Origin of the sequence: Streptomyces sp. NPDC051452, assembly GCF_044454765.1 — a bacterium.
Classification (GTDB): domain Bacteria; phylum Actinomycetota; class Actinomycetes; order Streptomycetales; family Streptomycetaceae; genus Streptomyces.
On record NZ_JBITEB010000002.1, the window covers coordinates 192,234 to 218,777 of the forward strand.

General features: G+C 70.9%; 23 protein-coding genes, 1 tRNA gene and 1 pseudogene. 12 read left to right on the plus strand and 13 right to left on the minus strand.

What is annotated here, in order from left to right; genetic code table 11:
- Position 1 precedes the first annotated feature (1 nt).
- A pseudogene (locus ACIBA9_RS06110) lies at positions 2–223 on the plus strand (hypothetical protein); the annotation flags it as partial.
- A gap of 72 nt (positions 224–295) precedes the next feature.
- Entirely contained in the window at positions 296–1,129 is an 834-nt protein-coding gene (locus ACIBA9_RS06115; RefSeq protein ID WP_399360136.1) for an alpha/beta fold hydrolase, read from the plus strand.
- Between the two features lie 59 nt (positions 1,130–1,188).
- Here the strand turns inward: ACIBA9_RS06115 and ACIBA9_RS06120 are convergent, their stop codons facing one another.
- Complete coding sequence (locus ACIBA9_RS06120) at positions 1,189–1,365, minus strand: hypothetical protein (RefSeq protein ID WP_362158331.1); 177 nt, start codon at positions 1,363–1,365, stop codon at positions 1,189–1,191.
- A 184-nt stretch (positions 1,366–1,549) separates the two neighbouring features.
- On the opposite strand from ACIBA9_RS06120, the gene ACIBA9_RS06125 reads away from it, so the two are divergent.
- The 3 genes from ACIBA9_RS06125 to ACIBA9_RS06135 all read left to right on the plus strand — a co-directional run bounded on the left by ACIBA9_RS06125 (position 1,550) and on the right by ACIBA9_RS06135 (position 4,919).
- Complete coding sequence (locus tag ACIBA9_RS06125; protein WP_399360137.1) at positions 1,550–2,572, plus strand: P1 family peptidase; 1,023 nt, start codon at positions 1,550–1,552, stop codon at positions 2,570–2,572.
- A gap of 222 nt (positions 2,573–2,794) precedes the next feature.
- A complete protein-coding gene (locus ACIBA9_RS06130; protein ID WP_399360138.1) occupies positions 2,795–4,015 on the plus strand; it encodes an Ig-like domain-containing protein in 1,221 nt (406 codons plus the stop codon).
- Between the two features lie 157 nt (positions 4,016–4,172).
- On the plus strand, positions 4,173–4,919 hold the full coding sequence (locus ACIBA9_RS06135; protein ID WP_399360139.1) for a DUF6227 family protein: 747 nt from the start codon (positions 4,173–4,175) through the stop codon (positions 4,917–4,919).
- A gap of 62 nt (positions 4,920–4,981) precedes the next feature.
- Here ACIBA9_RS06135 and ACIBA9_RS06140 read toward each other — a convergent pair whose 3' ends face one another.
- The 5 genes from ACIBA9_RS06140 to ACIBA9_RS06160 all read right to left on the minus strand — a co-directional run bounded on the left by ACIBA9_RS06140 (position 4,982) and on the right by ACIBA9_RS06160 (position 11,373).
- On the minus strand, positions 4,982–5,233 hold the full coding sequence (locus ACIBA9_RS06140; protein ID WP_362158341.1) for a hypothetical protein: 252 nt from the start codon (positions 5,231–5,233) through the stop codon (positions 4,982–4,984).
- Between the two features lie 133 nt (positions 5,234–5,366).
- Entirely contained in the window at positions 5,367–7,655 is a 2,289-nt protein-coding gene (locus tag ACIBA9_RS06145) for a fructose-specific PTS transporter subunit EIIC (RefSeq protein WP_399360140.1), read from the minus strand.
- 160 nt (positions 7,656–7,815) lie between these two features.
- Positions 7,816–8,772, minus strand: coding sequence for a 1-phosphofructokinase (gene pfkB, locus ACIBA9_RS06150; RefSeq protein ID WP_399360141.1), 957 nt, complete (start codon positions 8,770–8,772; stop codon positions 7,816–7,818).
- Positions 8,769–9,530, minus strand: a complete 762-nt coding sequence (locus ACIBA9_RS06155) for a DeoR/GlpR family DNA-binding transcription regulator (protein ID WP_362158348.1) — start codon at positions 9,528–9,530, stop codon at positions 8,769–8,771. The genes pfkB and ACIBA9_RS06155 overlap by 4 nt, the downstream gene beginning before the upstream one ends.
- Positions 9,531–9,822: 292 nt before the next feature.
- Positions 9,823–11,373 carry an MFS transporter gene (locus ACIBA9_RS06160; RefSeq protein WP_399360142.1) on the minus strand — a complete coding sequence of 517 codons (1,551 nt, stop codon included), beginning with the start codon at positions 11,371–11,373 and terminating at the stop codon, positions 9,823–9,825.
- Between the two features lie 63 nt (positions 11,374–11,436).
- Here ACIBA9_RS06160 and ACIBA9_RS06165 point away from each other — a divergent pair, with 63 nt between their 5' ends.
- The gene (locus ACIBA9_RS06165; RefSeq protein WP_399360143.1) at positions 11,437–12,399 is read left to right on the plus strand and encodes a helix-turn-helix transcriptional regulator; all 963 of its coding nucleotides are present in this window, start codon (positions 11,437–11,439) and stop codon (positions 12,397–12,399) included.
- 14 nt (positions 12,400–12,413) lie between these two features.
- Here the strand turns inward: ACIBA9_RS06165 and ACIBA9_RS06170 are convergent, their stop codons facing one another.
- The 3 genes from ACIBA9_RS06170 to ACIBA9_RS06180 form a co-directional block, all read right to left on the minus strand.
- Positions 12,414–13,238 carry a TetR/AcrR family transcriptional regulator gene (locus ACIBA9_RS06170; protein WP_399360144.1) on the minus strand — a complete coding sequence of 275 codons (825 nt, stop codon included), beginning with the start codon at positions 13,236–13,238 and terminating at the stop codon, positions 12,414–12,416.
- 579 nt (positions 13,239–13,817) lie between these two features.
- Positions 13,818–14,816, minus strand: a complete 999-nt coding sequence (locus ACIBA9_RS06175) for an RNA polymerase sigma factor RpoD/SigA (RefSeq protein WP_399360145.1) — start codon at positions 14,814–14,816, stop codon at positions 13,818–13,820.
- A gap of 531 nt (positions 14,817–15,347) precedes the next feature.
- On the minus strand, positions 15,348–16,163 hold the full coding sequence (locus ACIBA9_RS06180; protein WP_399360146.1) for a dioxygenase: 816 nt from the start codon (positions 16,161–16,163) through the stop codon (positions 15,348–15,350).
- A gap of 137 nt (positions 16,164–16,300) precedes the next feature.
- Between ACIBA9_RS06180 and ACIBA9_RS06185 the strand changes: the two genes are divergently transcribed.
- A complete protein-coding gene (locus ACIBA9_RS06185; protein ID WP_362158360.1) occupies positions 16,301–16,810 on the plus strand; it encodes a MarR family transcriptional regulator in 510 nt (169 codons plus the stop codon).
- A gap of 15 nt (positions 16,811–16,825) precedes the next feature.
- Here the strand turns inward: ACIBA9_RS06185 and ACIBA9_RS06190 are convergent.
- From ACIBA9_RS06190 to ACIBA9_RS06200, 3 genes are all read right to left on the minus strand, one after another.
- Positions 16,826–17,655, minus strand: a protein-coding gene (locus ACIBA9_RS06190) for an IS5 family transposase (protein ID WP_399360147.1) whose coding sequence is annotated in 2 segments (ribosomal slippage) — positions 16,826–17,316 and positions 17,316–17,655 — 831 coding nt in all. Because the reading frame shifts where the segments join, the coding sequence is not laid out codon by codon here.
- A gap of 129 nt (positions 17,656–17,784) precedes the next feature.
- The gene (locus ACIBA9_RS06195) at positions 17,785–19,329 is read right to left on the minus strand and encodes an MFS transporter (protein ID WP_399360148.1); all 1,545 of its coding nucleotides are present in this window, start codon (positions 19,327–19,329) and stop codon (positions 17,785–17,787) included.
- A 443-nt stretch (positions 19,330–19,772) separates the two neighbouring features.
- Positions 19,773–20,420 carry a TetR/AcrR family transcriptional regulator gene (locus ACIBA9_RS06200; RefSeq protein WP_399360149.1) on the minus strand — a complete coding sequence of 216 codons (648 nt, stop codon included), beginning with the start codon at positions 20,418–20,420 and terminating at the stop codon, positions 19,773–19,775.
- A 277-nt stretch (positions 20,421–20,697) separates the two neighbouring features.
- Here ACIBA9_RS06200 and ACIBA9_RS06205 point away from each other — a divergent pair, with 277 nt between their 5' ends.
- Together ACIBA9_RS06205 and ACIBA9_RS06210 are read left to right on the plus strand one after the other, a co-directional pair.
- Positions 20,698–22,035: a M6 family metalloprotease domain-containing protein gene (locus tag ACIBA9_RS06205; protein WP_399360150.1), complete on the plus strand. Its 1,338-nt coding sequence runs from the start codon at positions 20,698–20,700 to the stop codon at positions 22,033–22,035.
- A 212-nt stretch (positions 22,036–22,247) separates the two neighbouring features.
- Positions 22,248–22,320: transfer RNA gene (locus tag ACIBA9_RS06210), tRNA-Arg, on the plus strand.
- 156 nt (positions 22,321–22,476) lie between these two features.
- Here the strand turns inward: ACIBA9_RS06210 and ACIBA9_RS06215 are convergent.
- Complete coding sequence (locus ACIBA9_RS06215; protein WP_399360152.1) at positions 22,477–22,890, minus strand: hypothetical protein; 414 nt, start codon at positions 22,888–22,890, stop codon at positions 22,477–22,479.
- A 608-nt stretch (positions 22,891–23,498) separates the two neighbouring features.
- On the opposite strand from ACIBA9_RS06215, the gene ACIBA9_RS06220 reads away from it, so the two are divergent.
- From ACIBA9_RS06220 to ACIBA9_RS06230, 3 genes are all read left to right on the plus strand, one after another.
- The gene (locus tag ACIBA9_RS06220) at positions 23,499–24,014 is read left to right on the plus strand and encodes a transposase (protein WP_399360153.1); all 516 of its coding nucleotides are present in this window, start codon (positions 23,499–23,501) and stop codon (positions 24,012–24,014) included.
- A 111-nt stretch (positions 24,015–24,125) separates the two neighbouring features.
- Entirely contained in the window at positions 24,126–24,476 is a 351-nt protein-coding gene (locus ACIBA9_RS06225) for a transposase (protein WP_399361227.1), read from the plus strand.
- Between the two features lie 1,046 nt (positions 24,477–25,522).
- A complete protein-coding gene (locus tag ACIBA9_RS06230; RefSeq protein ID WP_399360154.1) occupies positions 25,523–26,482 on the plus strand; it encodes a hypothetical protein in 960 nt (319 codons plus the stop codon).
- Positions 26,483–26,544: the final 62 nt, after the last annotated feature.

The window sequence follows — 26,544 nt, forward strand, 5'->3', positions numbered from 1 at the left end:
CCATCACCCCAACCACGCCGTCCAGACCCGTGAACTGCACCGCTACCTGCGATGGCGCAACGCCAACGCCCGCCACCCCGACGTCCTAGCCGCCCAACGCCGCGAGCGCGCCCGCATCCGCAGCGAGAAAGGCATCCGATGGGTCGGCACCGCTCACGTCCGGCGCAGCGTGACCAGGCACAAGGTGAATTCACTGTCCGGGCACGGCGCTGCCGGCCTGTGACCACGCCGTCCGGACCGAACCCGGTTTGATCACCCGCGTAGGCCGGAAGCACAGCCGAGAGGAACAGCACCCGTGAGTGAATGGCAGCTGGCCGAGACATTCCGCAGCACGTCAGGCGACGTCCGCTGGGGCAGCCTCGGACAACCCGGCCGGGATCCGGTCGTGCTCCTGCACGGCACACCCTTCTCCTCGTATGTCTGGCGCGCTGTCGCCCGCTCACTCGCCCGCCGTCACCAGGTGTTCGTGTGGGACATGCCCGGTTACGGGGCATCGGAGATGTCCATCGGCCAGGACGTTTCCCTGGCTGCCCAGGGCAGGGTCTTCACCGAGCTTCTGGCGCACTGGGGCCTGGAGGAACCCCTGGTGGTCGCCCACGATTTCGGCGGCGCCGTCTCCTTGCGGGCGCATCTGCTGCACGGCGCCCGCTATCACGCGCTCGCTCTGGTCGACCCGGTCGCGCTGGCGCCGTGGGGGTCGCCGTTCTTCCGGCTTGTCGGTGAGCACTCCGAGGTCTTCGAGCAACTGCCGCCCGCACTGCACCACGCCTTGGTGCGCGAGTACATAACTTCGGCCAGCAGCCCCGGCCTGCACCCGGCAGTCCTCGACCGGCTCGTCCGGCCCTGGCTCGGCGAACCCGGCCAGGCGGCCTTCTACCGGCAGATCGCCCAGGCCGACCAGCTCTACACCGACGAGGTGCAGGACCGGTACGGCGAGATCGGCATCCCGACGCTGGTGTGCTGGGGGCAGGACGATACCTGGATTCCTGTGGCGAAAGGACGGGAGCTCGCCGCATGCATCCCGGGCGCGCGACTTGAACCAATCGCCGGTGCGGGCCATCTCGTCCAAGAAGACGCGCCCGCCGAGCTCACAGCCGCTCTCATCGCCTTCCTCCAGAACCCGCGCTAACGCCCGACAACCCGGTGAACCTTCTCGGTCACAGCGCTAGCGGCGCACGCGCGACCGGCTCAGAGGTGGTGGGGCGGCTTCTCGTCGAGGAAGCGCTTGAGATCGGCGGCGCTGTCCCCGGCCGGTCGCTCACCCCAGCCGCGATCGGTGTCGTCCGTGGACTGCTGGTCCAGCGGGTCGTCGAAGACCAGCGCGGGCTTCGGGTCGCGCGGCTCGGGTTCCGGGGCGGTGCTCATACCTCAAGGGTACGGCGGTGCCCGGGGAGGGTGCGGCCAGGCGGGTGCGGCTCCACCCGGAAACGCGCGGTGTACGCCGCCGGTCCGGCTCGGGGCCGACCGGAGGCGCACGCCGCCCGGTCCCACCCGACGGTCGGCCGGCCGAATCCCGGTGCGCGTCCGGCGCTGGGACAGACTGGCCCCCATGACAGTTGACGCATTGACGGACGTCACCGGGCTGCGCGTCGGGCACGCCACTCGTGGCGGGGACGGCTGGCTCACCGGCACCACGGTCGTCCTCGCTCCCGAGGGCGGCATGGTCGCCGCCGTGGACGTGCGCGGCGGAGGCCCCGGCACCAAGGAGACCGACGCCCTCGACCCCCGCAATGTGGTGGCGAAGATCGACGCCGTCGTGCTGACCGGAGGCAGCGCGTACGGGCTCGACGCGGCGTCCGGCGTGATGGCCTGGCTGGAGGAGCGGGGCCGGGGAGTGCCGGTGGGGACGGAGCCGGCGCACGTCGTCCCGGTCGTCCCGGCCGCGTGCGTCTTCGACCTGGGGCGCGGCGGGGATTTCCGCGCACGGCCGGACGCCACGACGGGGCGCGCGGCGGTGGAGGCCGCGGCGGCGACCGCGCCCGGCGCTCCGGTGGCCGAGGGCTGTGTGGGCGCCGGAACGGGCGCGGTGGCGGGCGGGCTCAAGGGCGGGGTGGGCACCGCGAGTACGGTGCTCGACTCGGGGATCACCGTGGCCGCGCTGGTGGTCGCGAACGCCGCCGGGTCGGTGGTGGATCCCGAGACGGGCGCGCTGTACGGGGAGTTGTCGCAGGGTCGGGTCGAGTACCCGGAGGAACGCGTGCACCGGGCCGCGCGCGACAGGCTCGCCGAGCTGGCCGCCGGCAGCGCGCCGCCGCTCAACACGACGCTGGCGGTGGTGGCCACCGACGCGGCTCTCTCCAAGGCACAGGCGCAGAAGCTGGCGGGCACGGCGCACGACGGCATCGCGCGCGCGGTACGGCCCGTGCACCTCCTGCACGACGGGGACACGGTGTTCGCGCTGTCCACCGGCGAGCGCCCACTGGACGCCCACCCGTTGGCGCTCAACCCCGTCCTCGCCGCCGCCGCGGACCTGGTGACCCGCGCGATCGTACGAGCCGTACGCGCCGCCGAGTCGACCGAAGGCCCGGGAGGAGTGTGGCCGTCGTACGGGGAGTTGTACGGCAGGGGGTAGGGGCGGGCGGGGAGGGGAGGGGCCGGGGGGGGAGCCCCCCCCGGGGAGCCCCCCCCGAGGTGGGGAGGCGGGGGCCTGAACCGCCCCGCCCCGGCCCCGATTGTCGCGGTTCTGTCACGTGATCGTGTCCAGGTACTACGGGGGGAACCCGGCCGGGCACCGGCGCCCTCCTTCTGGACGCAGTGAACGGATCACGCACATGACACGAACCTGGAGCAGCCCGTGACAACGCCGGAGATCTCAGCACGGCGCGCACTGGGGGCCTGTGCCGCCCTGCTGGTCGGCGCCCTCACCCTGACCGCTTGCGGCGGTGACGCCAGTGCCGACAACGGCGACGGCAAGGGCGGTAAGGACTCCCCGAGGACGTCGGTCGCGAAGATCGCGATCTCGGCCGAGGACGGTTCGACGGACGCGTCCATCAACGCGACCGGAGTGAAGGTCAGCGAGGGCAGGCTGACCGATGTGAAGATGACCGTGGCGGGGTCGGGACAGGCCGTGCCGGGGGCGATATCGGCGGACGGCAGTACCTGGAAGCCGAAGGAGCAGCTGGAGCGCGGGACGAAGTACCGGATAGGGGCGACCGCCAAGGACGCCGACGGGCGTACGGCGGCGGCCAACTCCATCTTCACCACCGTCAGCAAGGACCACAGCTTCATCGGCACCTACACGCCCGACAACGGCGCGACGGTCGGTGTGGGCATGCCGGTGTCGTTCGACTTCAACAAGGCGATCACCGACAAGAAGGCCGTGCAGTCGCACATCACGGTCAGCAGCAGCAGCGGCCAGCAGGTGGTCGGGCACTGGTTCGGGAACCAGCGGCTGGACTTCCGCCCGCGGGAGTACTGGAAGGCCGGTTCCAAGGTCACGATGCGCATCGACCTGGACGGGGTCAAGGGCGCCGAGGGTGTCACCGGGGTGCAGAAGAAGACCGTCACCTTCACCGTCGGGCGTTCGCAGGTGTCGACGGTCGACGCCCGGACGCAGACGATGACGGTGGTGCGGGACGGCAGGACGATCAAGTCGGTGCCGATCTCCGCGGGCAGCCCGCAGCACACCACGTACAACGGGCAGATGGTGGTCTCCGAGAAGTTCACCCAGACCCGGATGGACGGCTCGACGGTCGGTTTCGGCGGGGAGTACGACATCCCGGACGTGCCGCACGCGATGCGGCTGACGGGGTCGGGGACGTTCATCCACGGCAACTACTGGTACGACAAGGGCAACCCGCCCTTCGGTCGGCAGGGCACCAGCCACGGCTGCGTCGGCCTCGCGGACGTGCAGGGGGCGCAGGGCGACACGTCGGCCAAGTGGTTCTTCGACAACACGCTCGTCGGCGACGTGGTGATCGTGAAGAACTCCCCCGACACGACGGTCTCCCCGGACAACGGCCTCAACGGCTGGAACATGGCCTGGAGCGCCTGGACCGCCGGAAGTGCCTCCTGAGCGGCGGCTTTTGACGATACGGAGGGCCGCGCGGGAACTTTTCGCGCGGCCCGCGCGTTTTCCCGGCGCACGTTTTCCGGGTTCCCGGACATGATGTCCGAGCGAGGGGCTACGGTATGCACCCACAAGGTGACATGCAGCAACGCCGGGAGATGTCTTGAGCGTTCCGTACGAGACCGCAGCGTACGAACCAGCCGAGTCGCCCGAGTCTCCGGAGGAGCATCTCGAGCGACTCCTCGGCCGTGCCCTGAACTCCTTCGAGCTGCCCGACGAGGTGATACGGCGGCTCGACTGCGCGCTGGCGCACGACAGTTCACTGCACTCCGCGCATCACAGCGCGGGGCTGCACCGGGAGACCTATCGGCACACCTGGCTGCTCGCCGACGGCTCCGCGGTCACGCTGTGGGAGCTGGCGCACAACGCCACGCCGGGCGGCGCCCCGGAGCACGAGGTGTACGTCGACCAGGAGGAGCTGGGGGCCGCCACGGGCCGGCTCGGACTTCCCGCGGAGACCCCGGACTTCGAGGTGCCCGCGCTGATGCGGCTGTGGGCGATTCCCGAGCCCCGGCACGTGTTCGCCTCCGCCGACTCGGCGGACCACGCGCGCCGGCTCCTGCGCCGCGCGGAGAATGCCGACCGGCCCGGCGCCGAGACGGCGGCGCTGCTGGCGACGGCGACCGCGCACGAGATCACCCAGGCGTTCGGCCGCCCCGGCCGGGCCGGGCGTGCGGGGCTGAGCTACGCGCTGTACGAGCACGCGTTCCTGCTGCCGGACGGTACGCAGGTGTCCTTGTGGGAGGCCGAGCACACGGCGACTCCCGACGGGCGGCACATGTGCGAGGTGTATCAGTCCGAGGACGCGGCCCGGGACGCCATGGAACGGCGCGCGGCCCGGCAGGGGTGAGGTGACGGCGGGACCCTGAGGGCCCGACCGACAGGGGTTTGGGGCGCGGGGGCTTGGCGGACTCAGCCGTTGGCCAGTCGCCGTACGAGGCCCGCGAACGCGTCCTGTTCGGCGGGGGTCAGTTCGACGGACTCCAGCGGCGGCCCCTCCCGGCGCTGTCCCGGCAGGGCCGTCAGGGGCGGGGCGGGGCGCCGGGCGGTGGTCGGGCGCCCGGCGCGCAGCAGCAGGCGCCACAGGACGGCGGCCCAGGCGACGGCCGCCACGGCTAGGACGGCCACGCCGATCCACTGGAGAGTCGGGACGTGCTCAGGCATGCGTTCCAGTACACACCACGGTCCGGGACTTCTGTCCCGGACCGTGACGTATCTCGCAGGTGCCGTGAACAACTCACAGCGTCCCAAAGGGACAAGACTGCTGGGGCGGTGGGGTGTGGTGGTGCGGCGGAGGTCAGGTCGTGACCGGCTGCCTGGTCTCCTCCGGGGTGGTGGCCGGGCCGGCCGTGGGGCCGGTGGCGGCCGGCTCCGGGGTCTGCCCCCGCATTCCCTTGAGCAGAACCACCAGGGCCGTGGTGACGCAGACGCCGGCCGCGATGGCGACCAGGTACAGCAACGGGTTGCCGATGAGCGGGACCACGAAGACACCGCCGTGCGGGGCGCGCAGGGTCGCGCCGAAGGACATGGACAGGGCGCCGGTGAGTGCGCCGCCCACCATGGCCGAGGGGATGACCCGCAGCGGGTCCGCGGCCGCGAACGGGATCGCGCCCTCGGAGATGAAGGAGGCGCCCAGGACCCAGGCGGCCTTGCCGTTCTCGCGCTCGGCCCGGGTGAAGAGACTGCCGCGCACGGTGGTGGCCAGGGCCATCGCCAGCGGCGGGACCATGCCGGCCGCCATCACCGCGGCCATGATCTTCATCGCCGAGTCGCTGGGACTGGCGACGGCGATACCGGCCGTGGCGAAGGTGTAGGCGACCTTGTTGACCGGGCCGCCGAGGTCGAAGCACATCATCAGGCCGAGCAGGCCGCCGAGCAGGACGGCGTTGGTACCGGTCAGGCCGTTGAGCCAGTCGGTCAGTGCGCGCTGCGCGCCGGCGATGGGCTTGCCGATCACGACGAACATCAGGAACCCGACGATCGCCGAGGAGATCAGCGGGATCACCACCACCGGCATGATGCCGCGCAACGCCGCGGGGACGGCGAACCGCTGGATCGCCATCACCACACCGCCGGCGATCAGACCGGCCGCCAGGCCGCCGAGGAAGCCCGCGTTGATGGTGAGCGAGATGGCGCCGCCGACGAAGCCGGGGACCAGGCCGGGGCGGTCCGCCATGCCGTAGGCGATGTAACCGGCGAGGACCGGGACGAGGAAGCCGAAGGCCACGCCGCCGATCTGGAACAGCAGGGCGCCCCAGCTGTCGGCCTGGGTCCACAGGAAGTGGTCCGTCACCGAGGGCGCCTTGTTGACCTGGTAGCCGCCGATCGCGAACCCGAGGGCGATGAGGAGTCCGCCCGCGGCGACGAACGGGACCATGTAGCTGACGCCGGACATCAGCCACTTGCGGAGCTTGGTGCCGTAGCCCTCGGTGGAGTCGCCCGCGCGCTCGACCGGGGTGCCGCCCGGTGCCGCGGCCGGCGCGCTGGTCTCGCCGCGCGCGGCCTTCTCGCGGACCTCGGCGATGAGGTCGGCGGGGCGGTTGATGCCGGCCTTGACTCCGACGTCGACGGTCGGCTTGCCCGCGAAGCGGTCCTTCTCGCGTACGGGGAGGTCGTGGGCGAAGATCACGCCGTCCGCCGCCGCGATCACCGCCGGGTCCAGCCGGGTGAAGCCGGCCGAGCCCTGCGTCTCGACGACCAGCTCGACGTCCGCGTCGCGGCCCGCGTTCTGCAGCGACTCGGCCGCCATGTAGGTGTGGGCTATCCCGGTGGGGCAGGAGGTGACGGCTACGACACGGAAGGGCCGCTCGGTGGAGTGAGCGGCGGAGCCGACGCGCGCCGGAGCCGCCCCGTCCGGAGCCGCCCCGTCCGGAGTCCCGCCGTCCGGAGTCACGCCGTCCGGAGTGGACGCACCCGCCCCCGACGCCGTACTGCCCGTGCCGCCCGTGCCGCCCGTGCCGCTCGGCCCGGATGCCGTACTGCCCGCCGCGGTGCCGGTGGAGGCCGCCACCGGCGCCGCGGCGGTGTCTTCGTGGGCGCCGCCGGGACCCTCGCCGGCGCTCTCGCCGCTGCTTGCGGCAGGGCCGCTCTCCGCGGCGTTCCGCGCACCGTCCGTCCCGGTCGTCGTCTGCTGTCCCGACGGCGTCTCGTCGCCGCGGATCAGCGCCGCGGCCGTCTCCGCGTCGGTAACCGCCCGCAGCGCGGAGGTGAATTCGGCGTTCATCAGCTGGCGGGCCAGTGCGGCGAGGATCGTCAGATGGGCGTCGTCGGCTCCGGCGGGGGCCGCGATCAGGAAGATGAGGTCCGCCGGGCCGTCCGCGGCGCCGAAGTCGACACCGGCGGCGCTGCGGCCGAAGGCGAGGGTGGGCTCGGTGACATGGGCGCTGCGGCAGTGCGGGATGCCGATGCCGCCGTCGAGTCCGGTGGGCATCTGGGCCTCGCGGGCGGCCACGTCGGCGAGGAAGCCCGCCAGGTCGGTCACCCGGCCCTGGGCCACCATGCGTTCGGCGAGGGCCCGCGCCGCCGCTTCCTTGGTGTCGGCGGACAGGTCGAGGTCGACCAGGTCCGCCGTGATCATGTCGCTCATCGCGGGCTCCTATGCACGCGTATCGCCCGGGAGGGGCGGGCGGAAGAGGGGGTGTCTCGCCTTCGCCGGTACGGAGTGGCCGTACGGCAGGGGGTCGGGGGGTTTCCGCCGCGGCGGATCGGGAGGTGTCCGCGGCGGGTCCGGGTGGGCGCGGGGTGCGTCAGGGGGTGCATGACGCCGGCTCCGTCAATTCGTGCTCCAGGGGGATCCGGTCGGTGACCGTCACGGCGGCCGGGTCCAGGTCGGCGGGGGCCGGCATCACGCTGCCGGGGAGCCGGACGGCGGCGGCGCCGTGGGCCACGGCGGCGGCGAGGGCGTCGGGACCGCTGCCGCCGGCGACGAGGAAGCCGGCCAGGGAGGAGTCGCCGGCGCCCACGTTGCTGCGGACGGCGTCCACGGGCGCGCTGCCGAACCAGGCGCCGGAGTCCTCCACGAGGAGCTGGCCGTCGGCTCCGAGGCTGGCGAGCACGGCGCGCGCGCCCATCCCGCGCAACTCCTCGGCCGCTTTGAGGGCGTCGCCCACGGTCGTCAGGGGGCGCCCGACGGCTTGCGCGAGTTCCTCGGCGTTGGGCTTCACCACGTCGGGCCGGGCGCGCAGCGCCTCCAGCAGCGGCCGCCCCGAGGTGTCCAGGGCGATGCGGGCGCCTCCGGCGTGCGCCCGCGTGACGACGTCGGCGTACCACGAGGGCGCGAGGCCCCGGGGCAGGCTGCCGCAGCACGCGATCCAGTCGGCGCCGAGGGACTGCTCGCGCACCGTCTCCAGGAGCAGGTCCTGCTCGGCGGCGGTCAGTTCGGGCCCCGATGCGTTTATCTTCGTGAGCACTCCGTCGGACTCCACGAGTGCGATGTTGGAGCGGGTGTTTCCGGCGATCGGGACCGGCGCGACCTCTAGCCCCTGCGCGTCGAGCAGTCCGGCGACGAGTGCCCCCGGAGCGCCCCCCAGGGGCAGGACGGCGACCGTGCGCCGGCCGGCGGCCGCGACGGCGCGGGAGACGTTCACGCCCTTGCCGCCGGGGTCTGTGCGCTCGCTGTCGGCACGGATGACCTCGCCGCGCTTGAGTGCGAGGACCTCGTAGGTGCGGTCGAGGGACGGGTTGGGGGTGACGGTGAGGATCATGCGCGTACCACTTCCGTGCCGTCGCGCTCGATGGTGGCGGCGTCTTCGGGGCTCAGCCCGCTGTCGGTGATCAGCAGGTCCACCTCGCCCAGATCGCCGAAGCGGGCGAAGTGCTCCTGGCCGTGTTTGGCGGAGTCGGCGAGGAGGACGACGCGGCGGGCGGCGGCGACGGCGGCGCGCTTGACCGCGGCCTCGGCGAGGTCGGGGGTGGTCAGACCGTGCTCGACGGAGAAGCCGTTCGCGGCGACGAACAGCACGTCCGCGCGGATCTCGCTGTACGCGCGCAGCGCCCAGGCGTCCACGGCGGCGCGCGTGCGGTGCCGTACGCGGCCGCCGACGAGATGGAGCTGGATGCCCGGATGGTCGACGAGGCGGGCGGCGATGGGCAGGCTGTGCGTGACGACGGTGAGGGAGGACTCCAGCGGGAGTGCCGCGGCGAGCCGGGCCAGCGTCGTACCGGCGTCGAGGATCATCGTGCCCTCGACGGGCAGTTCGGCGAGGGCCGCCTTGGCGATGCGGTCCTTCTCGTCGGCCGCGGTGGACTCCCGCTCGGCGAGGTCGGGCTCGAAGTCGAGGCGGCCGGCCGGTATGGCGCCGCCGTGCACCCGGCGGACCAGTCCGGCGCGGTCGAGGGCCTTCAGGTCGCGGCGGATCGTCTCCGCCGTGACCTGGAACTCCTCGGCCAGCGACAGCACGTCCACCCGGCCGCCGTCGCGGGCCAGCCGAAGGATCTCCTGCTGCCGTTCCGGTGCGTACATGGCGTGTCCGATCACTTCTCTGGAATGCCCGAACGTGTGGTTTCGCCCTCAGGCTACGCCCGGCCCTCCCGGAAGTAAACAAGTTCGGGCCCCTCGCAGACATGAACGGGCACGAACGGGCGCAGTCGCCGACGGACGCGAAAGGGGCCCGGTACCTGTGCGGTACCGGGCCCCGCCGGTCCGGGTCGCAGGACGAGCCCAGGACAGGAGACGAGATCGGGCCGGGGGACGGGATGGGGCCGGGAGACGGGATGGGGCCGGGAGACGGGATGGGGCCGGGAGACGAATCCGGTCAGGAGACGAGTTCGCGCTCCTGCCGCCCCCGCTCCACGGCGGACTCCGTCTCGGCGGCCCCCTGCTCGTGCTGGGCCGGACGCTTGGGCAGGGCGGACATCAGCAGGAAGATCACGCCCATGATCCCGGCGACCCACCACAGCGCGTACTGGAAGGCGTGCACGAAGGCCGGGCCGACCTGGGCCGGGGTCAGCCGGTCGCCGATCCTGCCGAAGAACACCACCGACACGAGCCCGAGCCCCAGCGCGTTGCCCATCTGCTGCACGGTGTTGATCAGCCCCGACGCGGAACCGGCGTGCTCGCGCGGCACCTCCGAGAGCACCGCGTCGGTCAGCGGGGCGACGATCAGCCCCATGCCGGCGCCCATCACCACCAGTGGCAGCGCCATCTGCCAGGACGCTATGGACTGGCCGTAGCGGTGGGCCTCCCCGAGGTAGAGGAGTACGCCCAGGCCCATGACCAGCGCGCCCGCCTGGAGCACCTTGCGGCCGAACCGGGGGACCAGCTTCTGCACGGACAGCCCGGCCGCCGTCGACACCGCGAGCGAGAACGGCACGCCGGTCAGTCCGGCACGCAGCGGCCTCCAGCCGAGTCCGATCTGCATGTACAGCGTCCAGACCAGGAAGAAGATGCCGAGCGCGACACCGAACACGGTCTGTACGGCGATGCCGGCGGCGAAGCTCTTGACGCGGAACAGCGACAGCTCGATCAGCGGGGAGCCGTCCCGCGCCGCCTTGCGCCGCTCGTACGCGATCAGCGCGCCGAAGACGACGAGCGCCCCGGCCATGCACACGTATCCCCACAGCGGCCAGCCCAGCTCACGGCCACGGGTGAGCGGGTAGAGCAGCATCAGCAGGCCGAGGCTCACCAGGGCCACACCGACCAGGTCCAGCTTCAGCGCCTTGGGTGCGCGCGACTCGCCGATGAACCGGCGGCCGAGGAGGAAGGCGACGACGCCGACCGGCAGGTTGATGAGGAAGATGGGGCGCCATTCGAGGCCGAACAGGTTCCACTCCGTCAGCAGCGCGCCGAGCAGCGGTCCGGAGACCGCGCCCAGGCCGACGATCGCGCCGAACAGGCCGAAGACCTTGCCGCGCTCGTGCGCGGGGAAGGTGGCGTGCACGATCGACAGCACCTGCGGCACCATCATCGCCGCCATGCCGCCCTGCAGGATGCGGGAGGCAACCAGCATCTCCGGGTTGACGGCGAAGCCGCACAGCGCGGAGGCGAGCGTGAAGCCGCCGATACCGACCAGGAACAGCCGCCTGCGGCCGTGGATGTCGCCGAGACGGCCGCCGGTGATCAGTCCGGCGGCGAAGGCGAGGGCGTAGCCGGCCGTTATCCACTGGATCTGGCCGACGGAGGCGTGGGCGGTGCGCCGGATCGACGGGATGGCGATGTTCACGATCGTGACGTCGACCAGGTCCATGAAGGCCGCGGTCATCACGATCGCGAGGGCGAACCAGCGGCGCCGGTCGGCCGGGGCGCCCTGCGAACCGTCGGAACCCGCGGCGGGCCCGACGGGGTGGGTCTGTTCCGTGGAGGTCATACCGTGCACGCTAGGACCCCATTAGGTCAGATCGTGGCCTAGATCTGCGGCATGCTCGGATCCATGACGACCGACACTCCGGCCCGGCTGCTCCAGCTCCTCTCCCTGCTCCAGACCCCGCGCGAGTGGCCCGGTGGCGAACTGGCCGAGCGGCTCCGGGTGTCCCGCCGTACCGTGCGCCGGGACATCGACCGGCTGCGGGAGCTGGGCTATCCGGTGCAGGCCAGCAAGGGCGCGGACGGCGGGTACCGGCTGATCGCCGGCAAGGCGATGCCGCCGCTGGTGCTGGACGACGAGGAGGCGGTCGCCATCGCCGTCGGGCTGCGCGCCGGTGCCGGGCACGCCGTGGAGGGCATGGACGAGGCGTCGGTACGGGCCCTGGCCAAGCTGGAGCAGGTGCTGCCGGCCCGGCTGCGGCATCGGGTGTCCACGCTGCAGGCCGCGACCACCCAGCTGACCAGCGGTGACGGCCCGAGCATCGCACCGGAGACGTTGACCGTGATGGCCTCCACGGTGGCGGGACACGAGCGGCTGCGGTTCTCCTACCGCGACAAGGACGGCAGCGAGTCACGGCGGCTGACCGAACCGCACCGGCTGGTGTCGACCGGACGCCGCTGGTACCTGGTGGCCTACGACCTGGACCGCGCGGACTGGCGCACCTTCCGGGTGGACCGGGTGAGCGCACCGTTCGCGACCGGAGTCCGGTTCGCGCCGAGGGAGTTGCCGACGGGCAGCGCCGCGGAGTATCTGCGGCGCTCCATCCACCGGCGGCAGGAGACGTACGAGTACGAGGTGTGGTTCGCGGCCCCGGCCGAGCGCCTCGGCACACAGGTGCCGGCCCGGGCCGGGACGATCGAGGACGACGGGCAGGGCGGCTGCGTCCTGCGGGGCACCACCGGCGATCCCATGGAGTGGCTCGCGGTCCGGCTGGTGATGGCGGGATACGAGTTCACGGTCCGCGCGCCGGAGGAACTGGTGGCGTGCGTACGGGATCTGGGCGGACGACTGAGCCGGGCGGCCGGCTAGGGCCGCCACTCGCCCTAGGCCTGCGCGTCCCATTCGAAGTCGCCCAGGGCCCGCAGATTGCGCAGTGCCAGGGAGGCGGGGCCGTCCGGGCCGTTGGGCGGGGACGCCGTGCCGGCCCAGATCTCCACCGCCACCCGGACGGCGGCCCCGGCCACGGCGGCGGCGAAACGGAGGGAAGGGGTGGGGCGCGAGCCGGCCGCGGCGGGCGGCACGGCAACGTTGTCGGAACCCACCCCGGCGGACGCCCCGGCGGACATCCCGGCGGAACCGGCTTCGACCGGAACGGCGGCGTCACCCGAACCGCGATTGGCGGAAACAGTGCTGCCCGCGCCGCCCTCGCCGGAACGCGTCCCGGCGAGTCGGGCCGCCAGGATCTCCCCCAGCGCCTCCTCCGACGCCTGACACACCTCCGCCCAGACCTTGCGCAGCGCGGGGCTGGTGTCGGCGAGGCGGATCAGGGTGCGGACCCACTCCCAGGACGCGGAGGAGACGCCGGCGCCCGGGGTGAGGGTGTGGTGGACGGCGTGTACCAGCGCCTCCGGGACGGTGAGGTGGGCCGGAGCCGCGCGGACCGCCTCCGCCCAGCGCTGGGCACCCGCCGCGTAGAGGGGGGCGACCGCCTCTTCCTTGGTGGCGAAATAGCGGTAGAAGGTGCGCGGCGCGATGCCCGCGGCCTGGGCGATGTCCTCGGCACGCGTGGCCCGCAGTCCCTGGTGGACGAACAGGGCCGCCGCCGCCCGGGCGATCTCCATCCGGGTCTCGGCCTTACGGCGCTCGGTCAGCGAAACCGGCGCCGAGGCGGAAAAGGGCTGGTGGGCGGGGTTGCGGGTGGTGCTCATCCCGGCAGGCTATGCCCCTGTGGCAGAATCTGCCATCCGGCGGTCCACCCCGTGGTTCAGGTACGGGGTGGGCCGCCGCCTCCATGCGGAAACCGGGCTCCGGCGCCTGGGGGGGGGTAGGCGCCGGAGCCCGGTTCTGGAAGGTCCCGGCGCCGGGGGGGGATTGCGTCGGGACGTGGCTTGCGTGGGTCGGCTGGCTTGCGTGAGTCGAGTCTGGCCTGGCTTGCGTGGGCCGGCCGATGGCGCGGTGCCGCGGTGCGGCTGCTGTGCGAGGCACTCTCGCGTGGGGGGCGACAGTGCCTCGGCCCGATGATGCGATGCGGTGGCGTGGTGTCGGTGGTGAGGGTCCTGCGGTGGGGTGGGGAGTGCGATTCCCTCGGGCCCGCTCCTGGGCCCGGAAGGGTTGTTCCCTCGGGCTCGGGAGTTGAAGCGATGGGACACCGCCATGTTTGCGCCGTCTTTCACCACCGGTCGCGGCACACCGGCCACTCCGGCGCGCGCCCCGCAGGAAACGGCACGAGCACCGGGACCGGGGCCGCGGCATCCGTGGTGAGCGCCCCCGGCCTCGACGCGACGCCGCTACGCCGCCGCGTCGAAGCCGGTGTCGCGGGCCAGCTTCTTCAGTTCGAGCAGGGCGTGCTTCTCGATCTGGCGGATGCGCTCGCGGGTCAGACCGTGCTCCTTGCCGACCTCGGTCAGGGTGCGCTCGCGGCCGTCGTCGATGCCGTAGCGCATCTTGATGATGGACGCCGTGCGCTGGTCGAGGCGGCCGATCAGGTCGTCCAGCTCCTCGCTGCGCAGCAGGGTGAGGACGGACTGCTCGGGGGAGACCGCCGAGGTGTCCTCCAGCAGGTCGCCGAACTGGGTCTCGCCCTCGTCGTCCACCGGCATGTTCAGCGAGACCGGGTCACGGGCCCAGTCCAGGACGTCGATGACGCGCTCCGACGTCGAGGCCAGCTCCGCGGCGATCTCGGCGGGCTCCGGGTCCCGGCCGTTCTCACGGTTGAACTCGCGCTGCACCCGGCGGATGCGGCCCAGCTCCTCCACCAGGTGGACGGGGAGCCGGATGGTGCGGGACTGGTCGGCGATGGAACGGGTGATGGCCTGACGGATCCACCAGGTGGCGTACGTCGAGAACTTGAAGCCCTTGCGGTAGTCGAACTTCTCGACGGCGCGCACCAGGCCGGCGTTGCCTTCCTGGATCAGGTCGAGCAGGGGCAGACCGCTGCGCGGGTAGCGACGGGCGACCGCGACGACCAGGCGAAGGTTGGAACGGATGAACACGTCCTTGGCCCGCTCGCCGGCCGCGACCAGCGCTTCGAGTTCCCCACGGGTGGCGTCCGACTCGCTCTCCTCGAAACCGTCGAGGACCTGCCGCGCGAACACACCCGCCTCGATGGTCTGGGACAGCTCGACCTCCTTTGCGGCGTCGAGCAGCGGTGTACGCGCGATCTCGTCGAGGTACATGCCGACCAGATCGCGGTCGGCGATCTCGCCGCCATGGGCGCGAACACTGCTTGCCGAGTCGGCCGTCTCGCCGGTGGCGGACTTACGACGGGCGACGGCACGGGTTGCCATGCGAGCTCCCTTGCGATGGTGGGCTGGCGGGTGGTCGTGAACGCTCGGCACTCCGGGGACTGTTTCCGGGACTCTCTCCGAGTGCCCTGCTTCCGTGGGAAACAACGACTGGAATCCGGACAGAATTCCCCACCCACCCCCCGATTTTTCTGATCATGCAGTACCCTGCTCCACCACACCGGGGTACCGGATGGCGCTATCACCCGCAGAGGTGCAGGTCAGACCCGAAATCGAGGGTGACCGCCAGGCCCGTACGGCCCTCCACGACCCCTACGCGCGTGAGACGGCCATCACATGCGATATGACGGTCCTCACTGCGGGAGAACGCCGCCCTGGCCGCCCTCCCACCCCGGAAGACGGCACATACCGGCCGATGGTTGCCACGGACAGGGCCACGGTCCTGGTCGGGCCGGGCCGGTCGGGGCCGGCCTGAGCCCTGGTCGGCTTGGCTCCGCGGAGACGGGAGACGGGAGGCGGCGACGGCGACGGCGACGGGGGACGAGGTCACGACCCCGCGGCAACCGCCCACCCTCATCCGAACTGCACGGACCGCTTAGCCATTCCCAGCCAGAAGCCGTCGATCACCGAGCGCTGGTCGTCGAGCTCGCCGGCCGCCTCCGCCGCCCCCATGGTCACGAAGAGCGGGGCGAAGTGCTCGGTGCGCGGGTGGGCGTAGCGGCCGGCCGGGGCCTTGGCCAGGAAGTCGAGCAGCGCGTCCCAGTCCCGGGCCTCCAGGGCGCGCCGGCCCCAGTCGTCGAACTCGGAGGACCAGGTGGGCACGGAGCCGCCGGTGTGCCGGAGCGCGGCGAGGTTGTGGGTGAAGAACCCGGACCCGATGATCAGCACGCCCTCGTCGCGCAGCGGGGCGAGCTTGCGGCCGATGTCCATCAGGCGGACCGGGTCGAGGGTGGGCATGGAGATCTGCAGGACGGGGATGTCGGCGTCCGGGAACATCTCGACGAGCGGGACGTAGGCGCCGTGGTCGAGGCCGCGGTCGGGGATGTCCTGGACGGGCGTGCCGGGGGCGCGCAGCAGCGCGCGGACGGATTCGGCCAGCTCGGGTGCGCCGGGGGCGGCGTAGCGGACCTGGTAGTAGTGCTCCGGAAAGCCCCAGAAGTCGTAGACGAGCGGGACGGTCCGCACCGCGCCCAGCGCGAGCGGGGCCTCCTCCCAGTGGGCGGAGACGATGAGGACGGCTCTGGGGCGGGGCAGTCCGGCCGCCCAGGCGGCGAGCTGGCCGGGCCAGATCGGGTCGTCGGCCAGCGGCGGGGCGCCGTGGCTGAGGTACAGGGTGGGCATGCGCTCCGGGGTGGTGCCCCGAGTGAAGCCTTCGGCGGTGGCGGACATGGTGGCGGCTCCCGACATCCGAATCTCGGCGTGCCGGGCACTGGACCCAGACACATTTACTTTAACTCTCAAGCGAATACGCCGAGGATACGTCCCACTTGTTCAACTTTCAAGGAGCGCCCTCGTACAGTTGAGGCATGAACACGGCACCCCACTCCGCCTCGGAACACCGCTGGCTCACGGACGAGGAACAGCGCGTCTGGCGCGCCTACCTGCACGCCACCACCCTGCTGGAGGACCACCTCGACCGGCAGTTGCAGCGCGACGCGGGCATGCCGCACATCTACTACGGCCTCCTCGTCAGCCTCGCCGAGGCACCGCGCCGCCGACTGCGGATGACCGAGCTGGCGATGAAGGCGAAGATCACCCGCTCCCGGCTGTCCCACGCGATCGCCCGGCTGGAGAAGAACGGCTGGGTGCGCCGGGAGGACTGCCCCTCCGACAAGCGCGGCCAGTTCGCGGTGCTCAGCGAGGAGGGCGTGGAGGTGCTGCGGCGCACCGCGCCCGGCCATGTGGCCGCCGTACGGCAGGCGTTGTTCGACCGGCTCAGCCCCGAACAGCAGAAGGCCCTCGGCGAGATCATGGGGATCGTCGCCGAGGGCCTTCAGCCCGATGAAGCGGGTGCGGACCTGCCCTGGCTCCGCTAGGTCGTGTCCGCAAAGTCAGGGCAGCCAGAGTCGTAGGCAGGCGAGGGTGACCAGTGCCTGGTAGTGGCGGGCGCGTTTGTCGTAGCGGGTGGCCAGGGCCTTGTTGTGTTTGAGCCGGTTGAAGCAGCGTTCGACGACGTTGCGGCGGCGGTAGGCTGCGCGGTTGAGCCGGCACCGGCTCTCGCCTCGCCGGATCCGGCCGTTGATCTGGTCGATGCGCTCGGGGATGGCGGCCTTGATTCCGCGTCGGCGGAGATAGGTGCGGATCTTCGTGGACGAGTAGCCCTTGTCCGCGGCCACCAGTTCCGGCCGGGTGCGCGGGCGGCCAGGCCCGCACCGCTCGATGCGGATGCGGGCCATGACCTGCTCGAACTGGGTGCAGTCGTTGACGTTGCCGGCGGTGAGGGTGAAGGCCAGGGGGCGTCCCTGCCCGTCACAGGCGAGGTGGATCTTCGTGGTCAGTCCGCCGCGGGACCGGCCGATCGCCTCGCCCTGCCAGGTCCCCCTTTTCGCGCTCCGGCGGCATGCTGGTGGGCCCGCACGGTCGTGGAGTCCACGCACACCACCGACCAGTCGACAGCTCCCACGGCATCGGAGTGCTGCTGGACGTGGGCGAGCAGCCGGTCCCAGGTTCCGTCGGCCGACCAGCGGCGGAAGCGTTCGTAGACGGTCTTCCACGGGCCGTAGCGCTCGGGCAGGTCCCGCCAGGCCGCACCCGTGGACAGCTTCCACAGAATCCCGTTCACGACCTGACGGCGGTCCCGCACCGGCCGACCCATCCGGGAAGGGGCCAGCAACGGCTCGATCACCGCCCACGACTCATCAGTCAGCTCATGACGACGCACCACGAACAGACAAACGACGCCGCGACTTTACGGACACGGCCTAGGGCCTGTCTTTCGGATCTTGCCGGGGCCGGAGGAGAGGCCCTGGCCCCCGGTGCGGACGGATCAGTGGGCGACCACCGGCACCGATCAGTGGGCGACCACCGGCACCATGAACTCGTCCTCGGCACCTTCGCCGGAGGCCATCGCGGTGCCCGTGCCGCCCGGCCGTCCCGCGTTCACGAAGGTGAAGGCGATCGCCGAGGCGAGCGCGAGGATGCCGACGGCGAACCAGATGGCCGCGCTGTAGCCGTGCACCATGGCCTGGAGCTGGACCAGCTGCTGCTGCGGCTTGCCGGCCGCACCGGCGATGTGGTCCTTGAAGTACGACGTGGTCGCCGATGCGGCGAGAGTGTTCAGCAGGGCGGTGCCGATCGCGCCGCCCACCTGCTGGGAGGTGTTGACCATCGCGGAGGCGACACCGGCGTCCCGGGGCTGGACGCCCTGGGTCGCCAGGGACATGGCGGGCATGAACGCCGTACCCATGCCGAGGCCCAGCAGCACCATCGCGGGCAGCAGCAGGGTCCCGTACGACGAGTCGATCTTCAGCTGGGTCAGCAGCAGCATGCCGAGACCGGCGACCAGGAAGCCGGGGCCCATCAGCAGGCGGGCCGGGACCCGGGTCATCAGCCGGGCGCCGATCTGGGTGGACCCGGTGATCATGCCGGCCACCATCGGCAGGAAGGCGAAGCCCGTCTTGACCGGCGAGTAGCCCTTCACGACCTGGAGGTAGTAGGTCAGGAAGAGGAACAGACCGAACATGCCGATGATCGCGAGGCCAAGGGAGAGGTAGACACCGCCGCGGTTGCGGTCGCTGACCACGCGCAGCGGCAGCAGCGGAGCCTTGACCCGCGACTCGACGACCACGAACGTCAGCAGCAGCACCCCGGAGGCGACGAACATCGACACGGTCACCGCGTCACCCCAGCCGTCGGACGCGGCGCGGGTGAAGCCGTAGACGAGCGCGACCAGGCCGAGCGTGGACAGGATCACGCCGGGGACGTCGAGCGGGGAGCGGTTGCGGCCGCCCTCCGGCTCCCGGATGACGAAGTAGGCCCCGGCCGCGGCGACGACGGCGAACGGGACGTTCACGAAGAAGGTCCAGCGCCAGTCCAGGTACTCGGTGAGGAAGCCACCGAGGATGAGGCCGACGGCACCGCCACCGCCGGCGATCGCGCCGTAGATGCCGAACGCCTTGGCGCGCTCCTTGGCGTCGGTGAACATGACGGCCAGCAGGGACAGCGCGGCCGGCGCGAGCAGGGCGCCGAAGACGCCCTGGAGGGCACGGGCGCCGAACATCATCGCGCCGGTCGTGGCGGCTCCGCCGAGCGCGGAGGCGGCGGCGAACCCGCCGAGCCCCAGCACGAAGGCGCGCTTACGGCCCCACAGGTCGGCGATACGGCCGCCGAAGAGCAGCAGACCGCCGAAGGCGAGGGCGTAGGCGGTCACCACCCACTGGCGGTTCCCGTCGGATATCCCGAGGTCCCGCTGGGCGGAGGGAAGGGCGATGTTCACGATGGTGGCGTCGAGGACGACCATCAGCTGGGCGAGCGCGATGAAGACGAGCGCTTTCCAGCGGTTGGCGTCGCCGGCCGGGGCGGCGACGCCGGGAGCCTTGAGGGCTGTGTCGGACATGGAGGTACCCACTTCGGGACTTCGTGACGGAAAAATGATGAGAAAACGCTGCTGGGCGGTGAACGGCGGCCGTGGAGGCGCGGGCGTGGACGTGGGGGCCCGCGGGCCGCGGTGAGGTCGGGTGGTGGAGTGCGGTGTGCTGCCGTGCGGTGTGCTGCCGTGCGGTGTGCGGCCGTGCGGTGTGCGGTGCGATGCGGTGGCGACGGTCGGTGGACTTCGGACGAGGGCCGCACTCATCGGTGAGGGCGACTCGCTGCGCTTCAGTGGCTGCTCAGTAGCTGCTCAGTGGCCTGTCAGTGGCTGTTCCCGAGCCGCCGTTGGCCGGGATGCCCGGCCGGGACGCCGGCCGGGACGCCGTCCCGATCACCGATCAGGCCCCTCGTTCGTGCGGATCGGTTCGTGCGGATCGGTTCGTGCGGATCGATGGTCTGGTCGCTGGTCGGTCAGGACGGGCGCAGCTCCTTGATCGTGACGGCCGTGCCCGGGAGGGCGGAGCGGGCGGGGGCCCGCAGGCCGTCGAGGAACAGCTGGAGGTGCCGGTGGACGAACCGGTCGCCGTGCAGACAGTCCGTGCCGGCCGGGGGCCGGCTCAGCTGCGCCACGACGATCAGCAGGTCGCCGACGCCGACATCGGCCCGCAGTTGCCCGGCGGCCTTAGCCCGGCCCATGACCCCTTCCACGAGTTGCTCGACGCGCTCGCGGGCGGCCTCCAGGTCGGGGTGGTGCTGGTCGAAGGTGTCGGAGATCATCGGGCACAGCGCGCTGATCCGCTCGTCGGCGGCGGCGTGCACGAAGCGCTCCAGGGCCGCGAAGGCGTTCCCGGTCTCGGCGAGGGCCGCTTCGGCCGCCTCGGCCGTCCGGTCCATGACGGAGCAGACGACCTCGCGGACGAGGGCCTCACGGTCGGGGAAGTTGCGGTACACCGTGGCGTTGCCCACCCCGGCCCGGCGGGCGATCTCGTCGAGAGGCACGTCCGGACCGTGCTCGACGAACATCTCCCGGGCGGCGGTGACGATCCGCTCCCGATTGCGCACGGCGTCGGCACGGGGCCGGGGCGCCCTGCGCTGCGCGGGGGAGGTCGCGGTGGGCACGGTGTACTCCTTGAGGCGTTGGGGGTGATCCGGGGAAGCAGTCCCCGTTTCACTCGGACACAGGGCTAAACGGGGAAGCAGTCCCCGGTTATTTCCCAACGCCGCAAGGAATCACTGTGACCTGAGGCACATTCAATCTCCGCCTCGATTCACCCTCCTGCGGGCCGCGCTTCCCACGATCGGCTCCTCCAGCGCGCGCCCGCCACCCCGCCGACCCAGGGTGATCGCAAGGGTGCAGCCGGAGACCGGGGGCTGCCGTGGAGCGAGAGGTCCATGCATGCAGCCGCACTCACCCCGCCGCCGCATACGCCCGCACCGCATAGGCCCCCACCGTGTACACCCGCGCCGGATACGACCGGGCCGCATACGCCCGCGCCGCACGGCCGCCCTCGCCGCCGTGACGACGCTGACCTTCGTGGTGTGCACCTCGGCCGGGGCCGGACACCTCACGGCCCCCACCGCCGCCGGCCCCATCGGCCTGGCCCACGCCGCCGCGCTCTCCCCCTGTCTGCTCCACGCGGGCCTCGACGTACAGATGACCGAGGGGCTGCCCACACCGCGCGGCTACTCCCGCTCCACCGGCACGGTCCACGCGCTGACCCTGATGGTCGACTTCTCCGACGCGCCCGGCAAGGGCAGCGCCATGGACCGGTTCCACGAGTTCTTCCCGCAGACCCAGGAGTGGTTCCGCAACGCCTCGTACGGCCGGCTCGACTACCGGCCCGAGACGCCCATCACCACCTGGCTGCGGATGCCCCAGAGCTTCAAGGCGTACGGCATAGAGCGCGGCGCGCCCTTCGACCCCGGCTACCGGGAGCTGGTTCAGGACATCGTGGCCGCGGCCGATCCCAAGGTGGACTTCCGCACGTACGACCTGCTGAACGTGCTGGTCACCCCGAACGCCGGGCCCTCCGCCCTGGACACGGTGCTGTCCGTGACCTTCGCCGGGAACGGGGAGGCCCCGGTGGCCGACGGTGTGCCCGTCGCCAACGCCTCCTTCGTCTACTCCCGCCAGGACGACGGCTCGGGGTCCTACGCCCACACCGGCTACCGGGTGCTCCCGCACGAGAACGGCCACACCTTCGGCCTGCCCGATCTGTACACCCAGGAGGGCGGAGGCGCGGTCGGGCACTGGGACATCATGAGCGAGGACTGGGGCGCCAACAACGATCTGCTCGGCTGGCACAAGTGGAAACTGGGCTGGCTGGACGGCAACCAGGTCGGCTGCGCGGCGACCCGGGGCAGCGTGGAGTACGTGCTGACCCCGCTGTACAAGGCCGGGGGCGGCAAGCTGCTGCTGGTGCCCATCGACGGGCGCAGCTCCTACGCGCTGGAGCTGCGCGCGCAGGGCGGCAACGACGAGACGGTGTGCCGGCCGGGCATCCTGATCTACAAGGTGGACGCCAAGGTCGACACCGGACGCGGTCCCGTCACCGTCTACGACAGCCACCGGGACAGCGGCGGCTGCACCCGCAGCCCCAACGTCCACGCGGAACTCTCCGACGCCCCCTTCTCCCCCGGCGAGACCTTCAAGGACCCCCGCCATGCCATCACGATCGGCGTACTCAAGGCGGACGAGGAGGGCAACTACCGCATCCGGATCACCCGAGGCTGAACCTGGTGTTCGGTGCCACCCGGGGCGACCGCCGAGCGGCCCACACCCGGTGCGCGCCCGCACCCGCACCCACACCCCGCACCCTGGAAACGCACCGTTTCCCCCACCCTGCCCCGGATCGACCCGCCGACCCGGCCCTTCCCTCCCCCCTGACCGATCAACACCCCCCAGCTCCCCCTCCCCGATCCGGTACTCTGTGGACCGAGTAGCGCGCCTTCGTAGCTCAGGGGATAGAGCACCGCTCTCCTAAAGCGGGTGTCGCAGGTTCGAATCCTGCCGGGGGCACAGCGAGAAGGGCCAGCTCAGGAGGGGTTACCTCCCGGGCTGACCCTTTGACGTTTCAGGGGTCGTGCCACAGGCGTGCCACTACACCGGCACTTTCGCCTCGGGCGGTTCGCTACCTACGCACGAGAGACCACGCGGCGAATCGCCCCAACGCGCTCATGAAGCGTGCCGGATAGACTGCACGAACTCGCCGGATCCGTCATCGAGCAACCAGAACGACCAGCCGTTGCGGTTTGGGTTGACGTCCGGCTTGTAGTGCATCACCACAGCCCGAGCCGCTCCGGTAGGCGTCTTGAAGCTTTGCCCCGCAAGCGGTCCCGACGTGATGTCGATCCTCTTCGTGTCCCGGTCATAGCTGCCACGGGTCCGATGACCTTCGTAGTCGGCATAGACGTCGACCTTGCGCTCCGCCTTCGCATCCTGCCCGTTGGCGGCGGCTGGCGCCGAGGACGGCACACTTGCGGTTCTCACAAGCCGAGCGACGACCTCGCCTGCAGTTGTGTTCCCCATGCGCGCGGCGAACTCGATGTAGCGATAAGTCTGCGCATCGACCTCGATAGTTGGGCTCATGCCTTCCCCCTGTCAGCCGGTTTCGACGAGCAGAGCGTAACACGGATCGAGGACGCGAGTCACGTAAAAGGAGAATGAGAAGAAAACGACGAACGAATCAAGAGGACGCAGGTGGATGGGCCAGCCCGAAAGAGGAGCTCTCACGTGCCGGCCTCGCACTCTCGCGTTGTGGCTATGTACCGGTCGCAACCGCCGCCCGGGGATCTCGCTCGACAGATCCGAGGGTGCTCTCCCATCGCCTCGGATCATGGCGCCGAGCCGGTCAGCGATGGCCCGGTCCCGGTCGCTGGTTCCTGAGCCCTGCTATTAGGGAGACGCGCCACGGCGACGACCTCACACCACCGCCACCGACCCAAGGACACCCGCTATGACCAGCGTGTTCTGCGGCATCGACTGGGCCACCGACCACCACGACATCGCATTGCTCGACGAGGCCGGCGCCCTCCTGGACAAGCTCCGCATCGACGACACCCCAGTCGGCCTCAGCCAGCTCCTGGACCTGCCGGCCCAGCACGGCGACAGCTCGGACAACCCGATCCCGATCGCCATCGAGAACCTCTCACGGACTCCTGGTCGCCTGCTTACGCGCCACCGGCAGACTCATCTACGTGATCAACCCCCTCACCGCCGCCCGCTACGCACTCAGCCGCAAGAAGTCCGACCACCTCGACGCCAAGGTCCTGGCCAACATCCTGCGCACCGACCCCGCAGAGCACCGGCCCCTGCCCGCGGACAGCCACCTCGCCCAGGCCATCACCGTCCTGGCCCGAGCCCACCAGGACGCCGTCTGGGACCGCGTCCAAAGCGGCAACCGCCTGCGCTCCCACCGGCGCGAGTACTTTCCCGGCTTCCTCACCGTCTTCCGCCACTTCCGCGAAGGCCTCGCCTCACCCGTCACCCGCACCCTGCTCGCCGCGGCCCCCACACCCACCCAAGCCGCCCAGCTCACCCGCCCGCAACTGCGAGCGATCCTGAAGAAGGCCGGACGCCAACGTGAGATCACCGGTGAAGTCGAACGACTCCACACCCTCCTCCGCGAGCCGCAGATGCACCAACCACCCGTGATCGAGCAGGCCATGGGCACCAAAACCCTCGCTCTGCTGCGGCAGTTCAACGCCACCTGAGCCAGCGCCGACGACCTCGAAGCAGCCACCACCGCCGCCTTCGCCACCCACCAGGACGCCGAGATCATCACCAGCTTCCCCGGCCTCGGCGCACTGACCGGCGCCCGCGTCCTGGCCGAACTCAGCGACGACCACACCCGCTTCGCCAACCCCCGAGCGCTGAAGGCCTACGCCGGATCCGCCCCCATCACCAGATCCTCCGGACGCAAGACCACCGTCCTGGCCAGGCACATCAAAAACCGGCGCCTCGCCTCAGCCGACTACACCGCCCTCACCGCGTCCCCCGGAGCACGAGCCCACTACGATTGCCGCCGCCAAACCGAAGACCGACACATCGCAGCCCCACGCAACCTCATCGGGCGCTGGCAAGCCAGCGTAGTCATGCTCGTCCCAGACGAAACTGACCACCTCTCTGGCACGCCTCCTGAGCCAACTGGCCCTTATCCTCATCCGGATTGCTAGCCACGCGCCCCAGCTCGTTGAGAGCGACGCTGAGCTGCTGATAGACCACGTCTCCACATACGCTGTCAGTCAGGTCTGCGGACTGAGGCAGCTGTCCAATTCCTGGTTGCACTGATCGTGGCAAGACCGCCACTCATAGTACGCATCGGGCGAATCGTCCAGTATCTGCTGACATCCGGCCTCGCAGGTGTGGTACCGGTTGTCGCAATAGATCAGATGTTGCCGCTCCTCTTGGGTCCAGGCAGGCACGATCCGGTGACCGCGGGCGCCGACTCGCGGTCTCTGCGTGTATGGGCTGGAGCGCTGGTACAGAGATGCCTCGGCGTGGAATCCAGGGATGGCCATGATGGATCTCCCCTCTGCGTGGTCTGGATTCGGAAGCGGTACAGACGCCCCGCCCATCGATCGCAGGCGCCTCGCGCTTACTTCCCCGAGCGCCGCCCTGGTGGTTCGGTGCGGCGGAGTGCATTCCGTGCTCTCCCTCCACCGTACGCTCCCGAGGTCCGTCCGGGATCTCGACCCTCGGCTGCGGGACCGGATTCTCCGGGCAACCCCCAACCGCCCGGCCGGTTTTCGATCGTCCCGAGGTGCCGTCGGCGCCGAGTCGACGCAGGATGGAAGGTAAGCGGATAACCGCGGCTCCCGGGTCACGTCCTGGGAGGGCGGCTGTGCGCCGATAGCCAGGTTCCGTCCCGGGAACGGGAGTGTGGAAGATGGCCAAGGACGATGCGCGGGACGATCCCGCCAAGGGTGCCCGGGTCCGGCAGCGCCGGGTACGCATCCCCGGGTTCGTCCGGGACGAGGAGATCGGACTCGGGGATGCCGTCAAGCGTGTGACGTACGCGATAGGAATCAGGTCCTGCGGAGGTTGTGACCGGCGCGCGGCCGCACTCAATCGTCGGGTGGTGCTGACGACGCGTCGAAGGTGCTGACGCTGTGATGTGTGCGCATTCTGTTCAGCGCTTCCATTCAGCGCTTCCACGCTTCCACGCATTCACCTATTCACGCATCCCCTTTGTCATGTCCTCTCATACAAGGAGCCACTGATGGAAGAGGAAAACCGCGAACGGGTGGCGGACCCCCCGTCTGAGGTGCCCGATCACATGGAATCGGTAGCGGGATCCGTCCCGTATGCGTGGCACACCCCAGCGGATTGCGGCTGTGGCTGCGACCGAGGAGAGGTACTGGCCGCCGAAACGGATTCGGTTCATGAGGACGGCGGATGCGGGCCTACTATTCCCTCCTACGTATACGTGCTGGGCAAGATCGACTACGTGCCCCCGAGTCGGTCGATCGAGAAGGAGCTCGCGCAGATTGTGGGACGGGCCGATGCCTCCCAGCTGACCGACCGCCAGGCTGTCCACCAGGTCATCTCACAGCCCGAGAACCGCTATCTCGCACGGCAGTTGTGCTATGTGCTGAGCGTGCACGGCATCGAGACCTACATCCTCCGCCCACGTGACTGCTACGGCCTCGATCTCCTGATCGACGCCATCCGCCCGGAACCCCGCCCCTCCGACCTCGACGTCGTGATCGGAGTCCGCGGGCCGCTGGCGTCGCCCGCACTGTGTAACGGGCTTACCGTCCCGGTCGTGACGTTCGACCAGATCTACTCGTTCGACACCGAGGAGCTGGTAAGAGCGATCGAACGGCCCGAGGGGATGACGGCCGAGCAGTTCGAGCCAGCCTGTTACGACCTGCTGCGCCAGGTCATGCAGCTCGGCGACAACGCAGGGGACACGGACGAGGCTCGCGTGCTCAACTACATCGCCGTCCGCTACCCGCGCTTTTACGAGAAGACTGTGGAAGCCTACGCCGACAACTTCGCGCTGAGCGCTGTGCAGTTCCGAGCCTCCCGGTTGAGCGGCACCAGCAGAATCATCGATGTCGTGGTGTCGTACACACACCGGCGCACCGATGTCACGGAAAAACACTTCGTGCGGGTGGCGTGCGACGGGGAATTCCCGTATCTGGTGACCAAGCTCTCGCCCTATTACGACCGCTGACACACGGCGGCCGCACTTCCGAAAGAAGTGAACGAGCATGAGAATTCCGGGATTCACCGCCG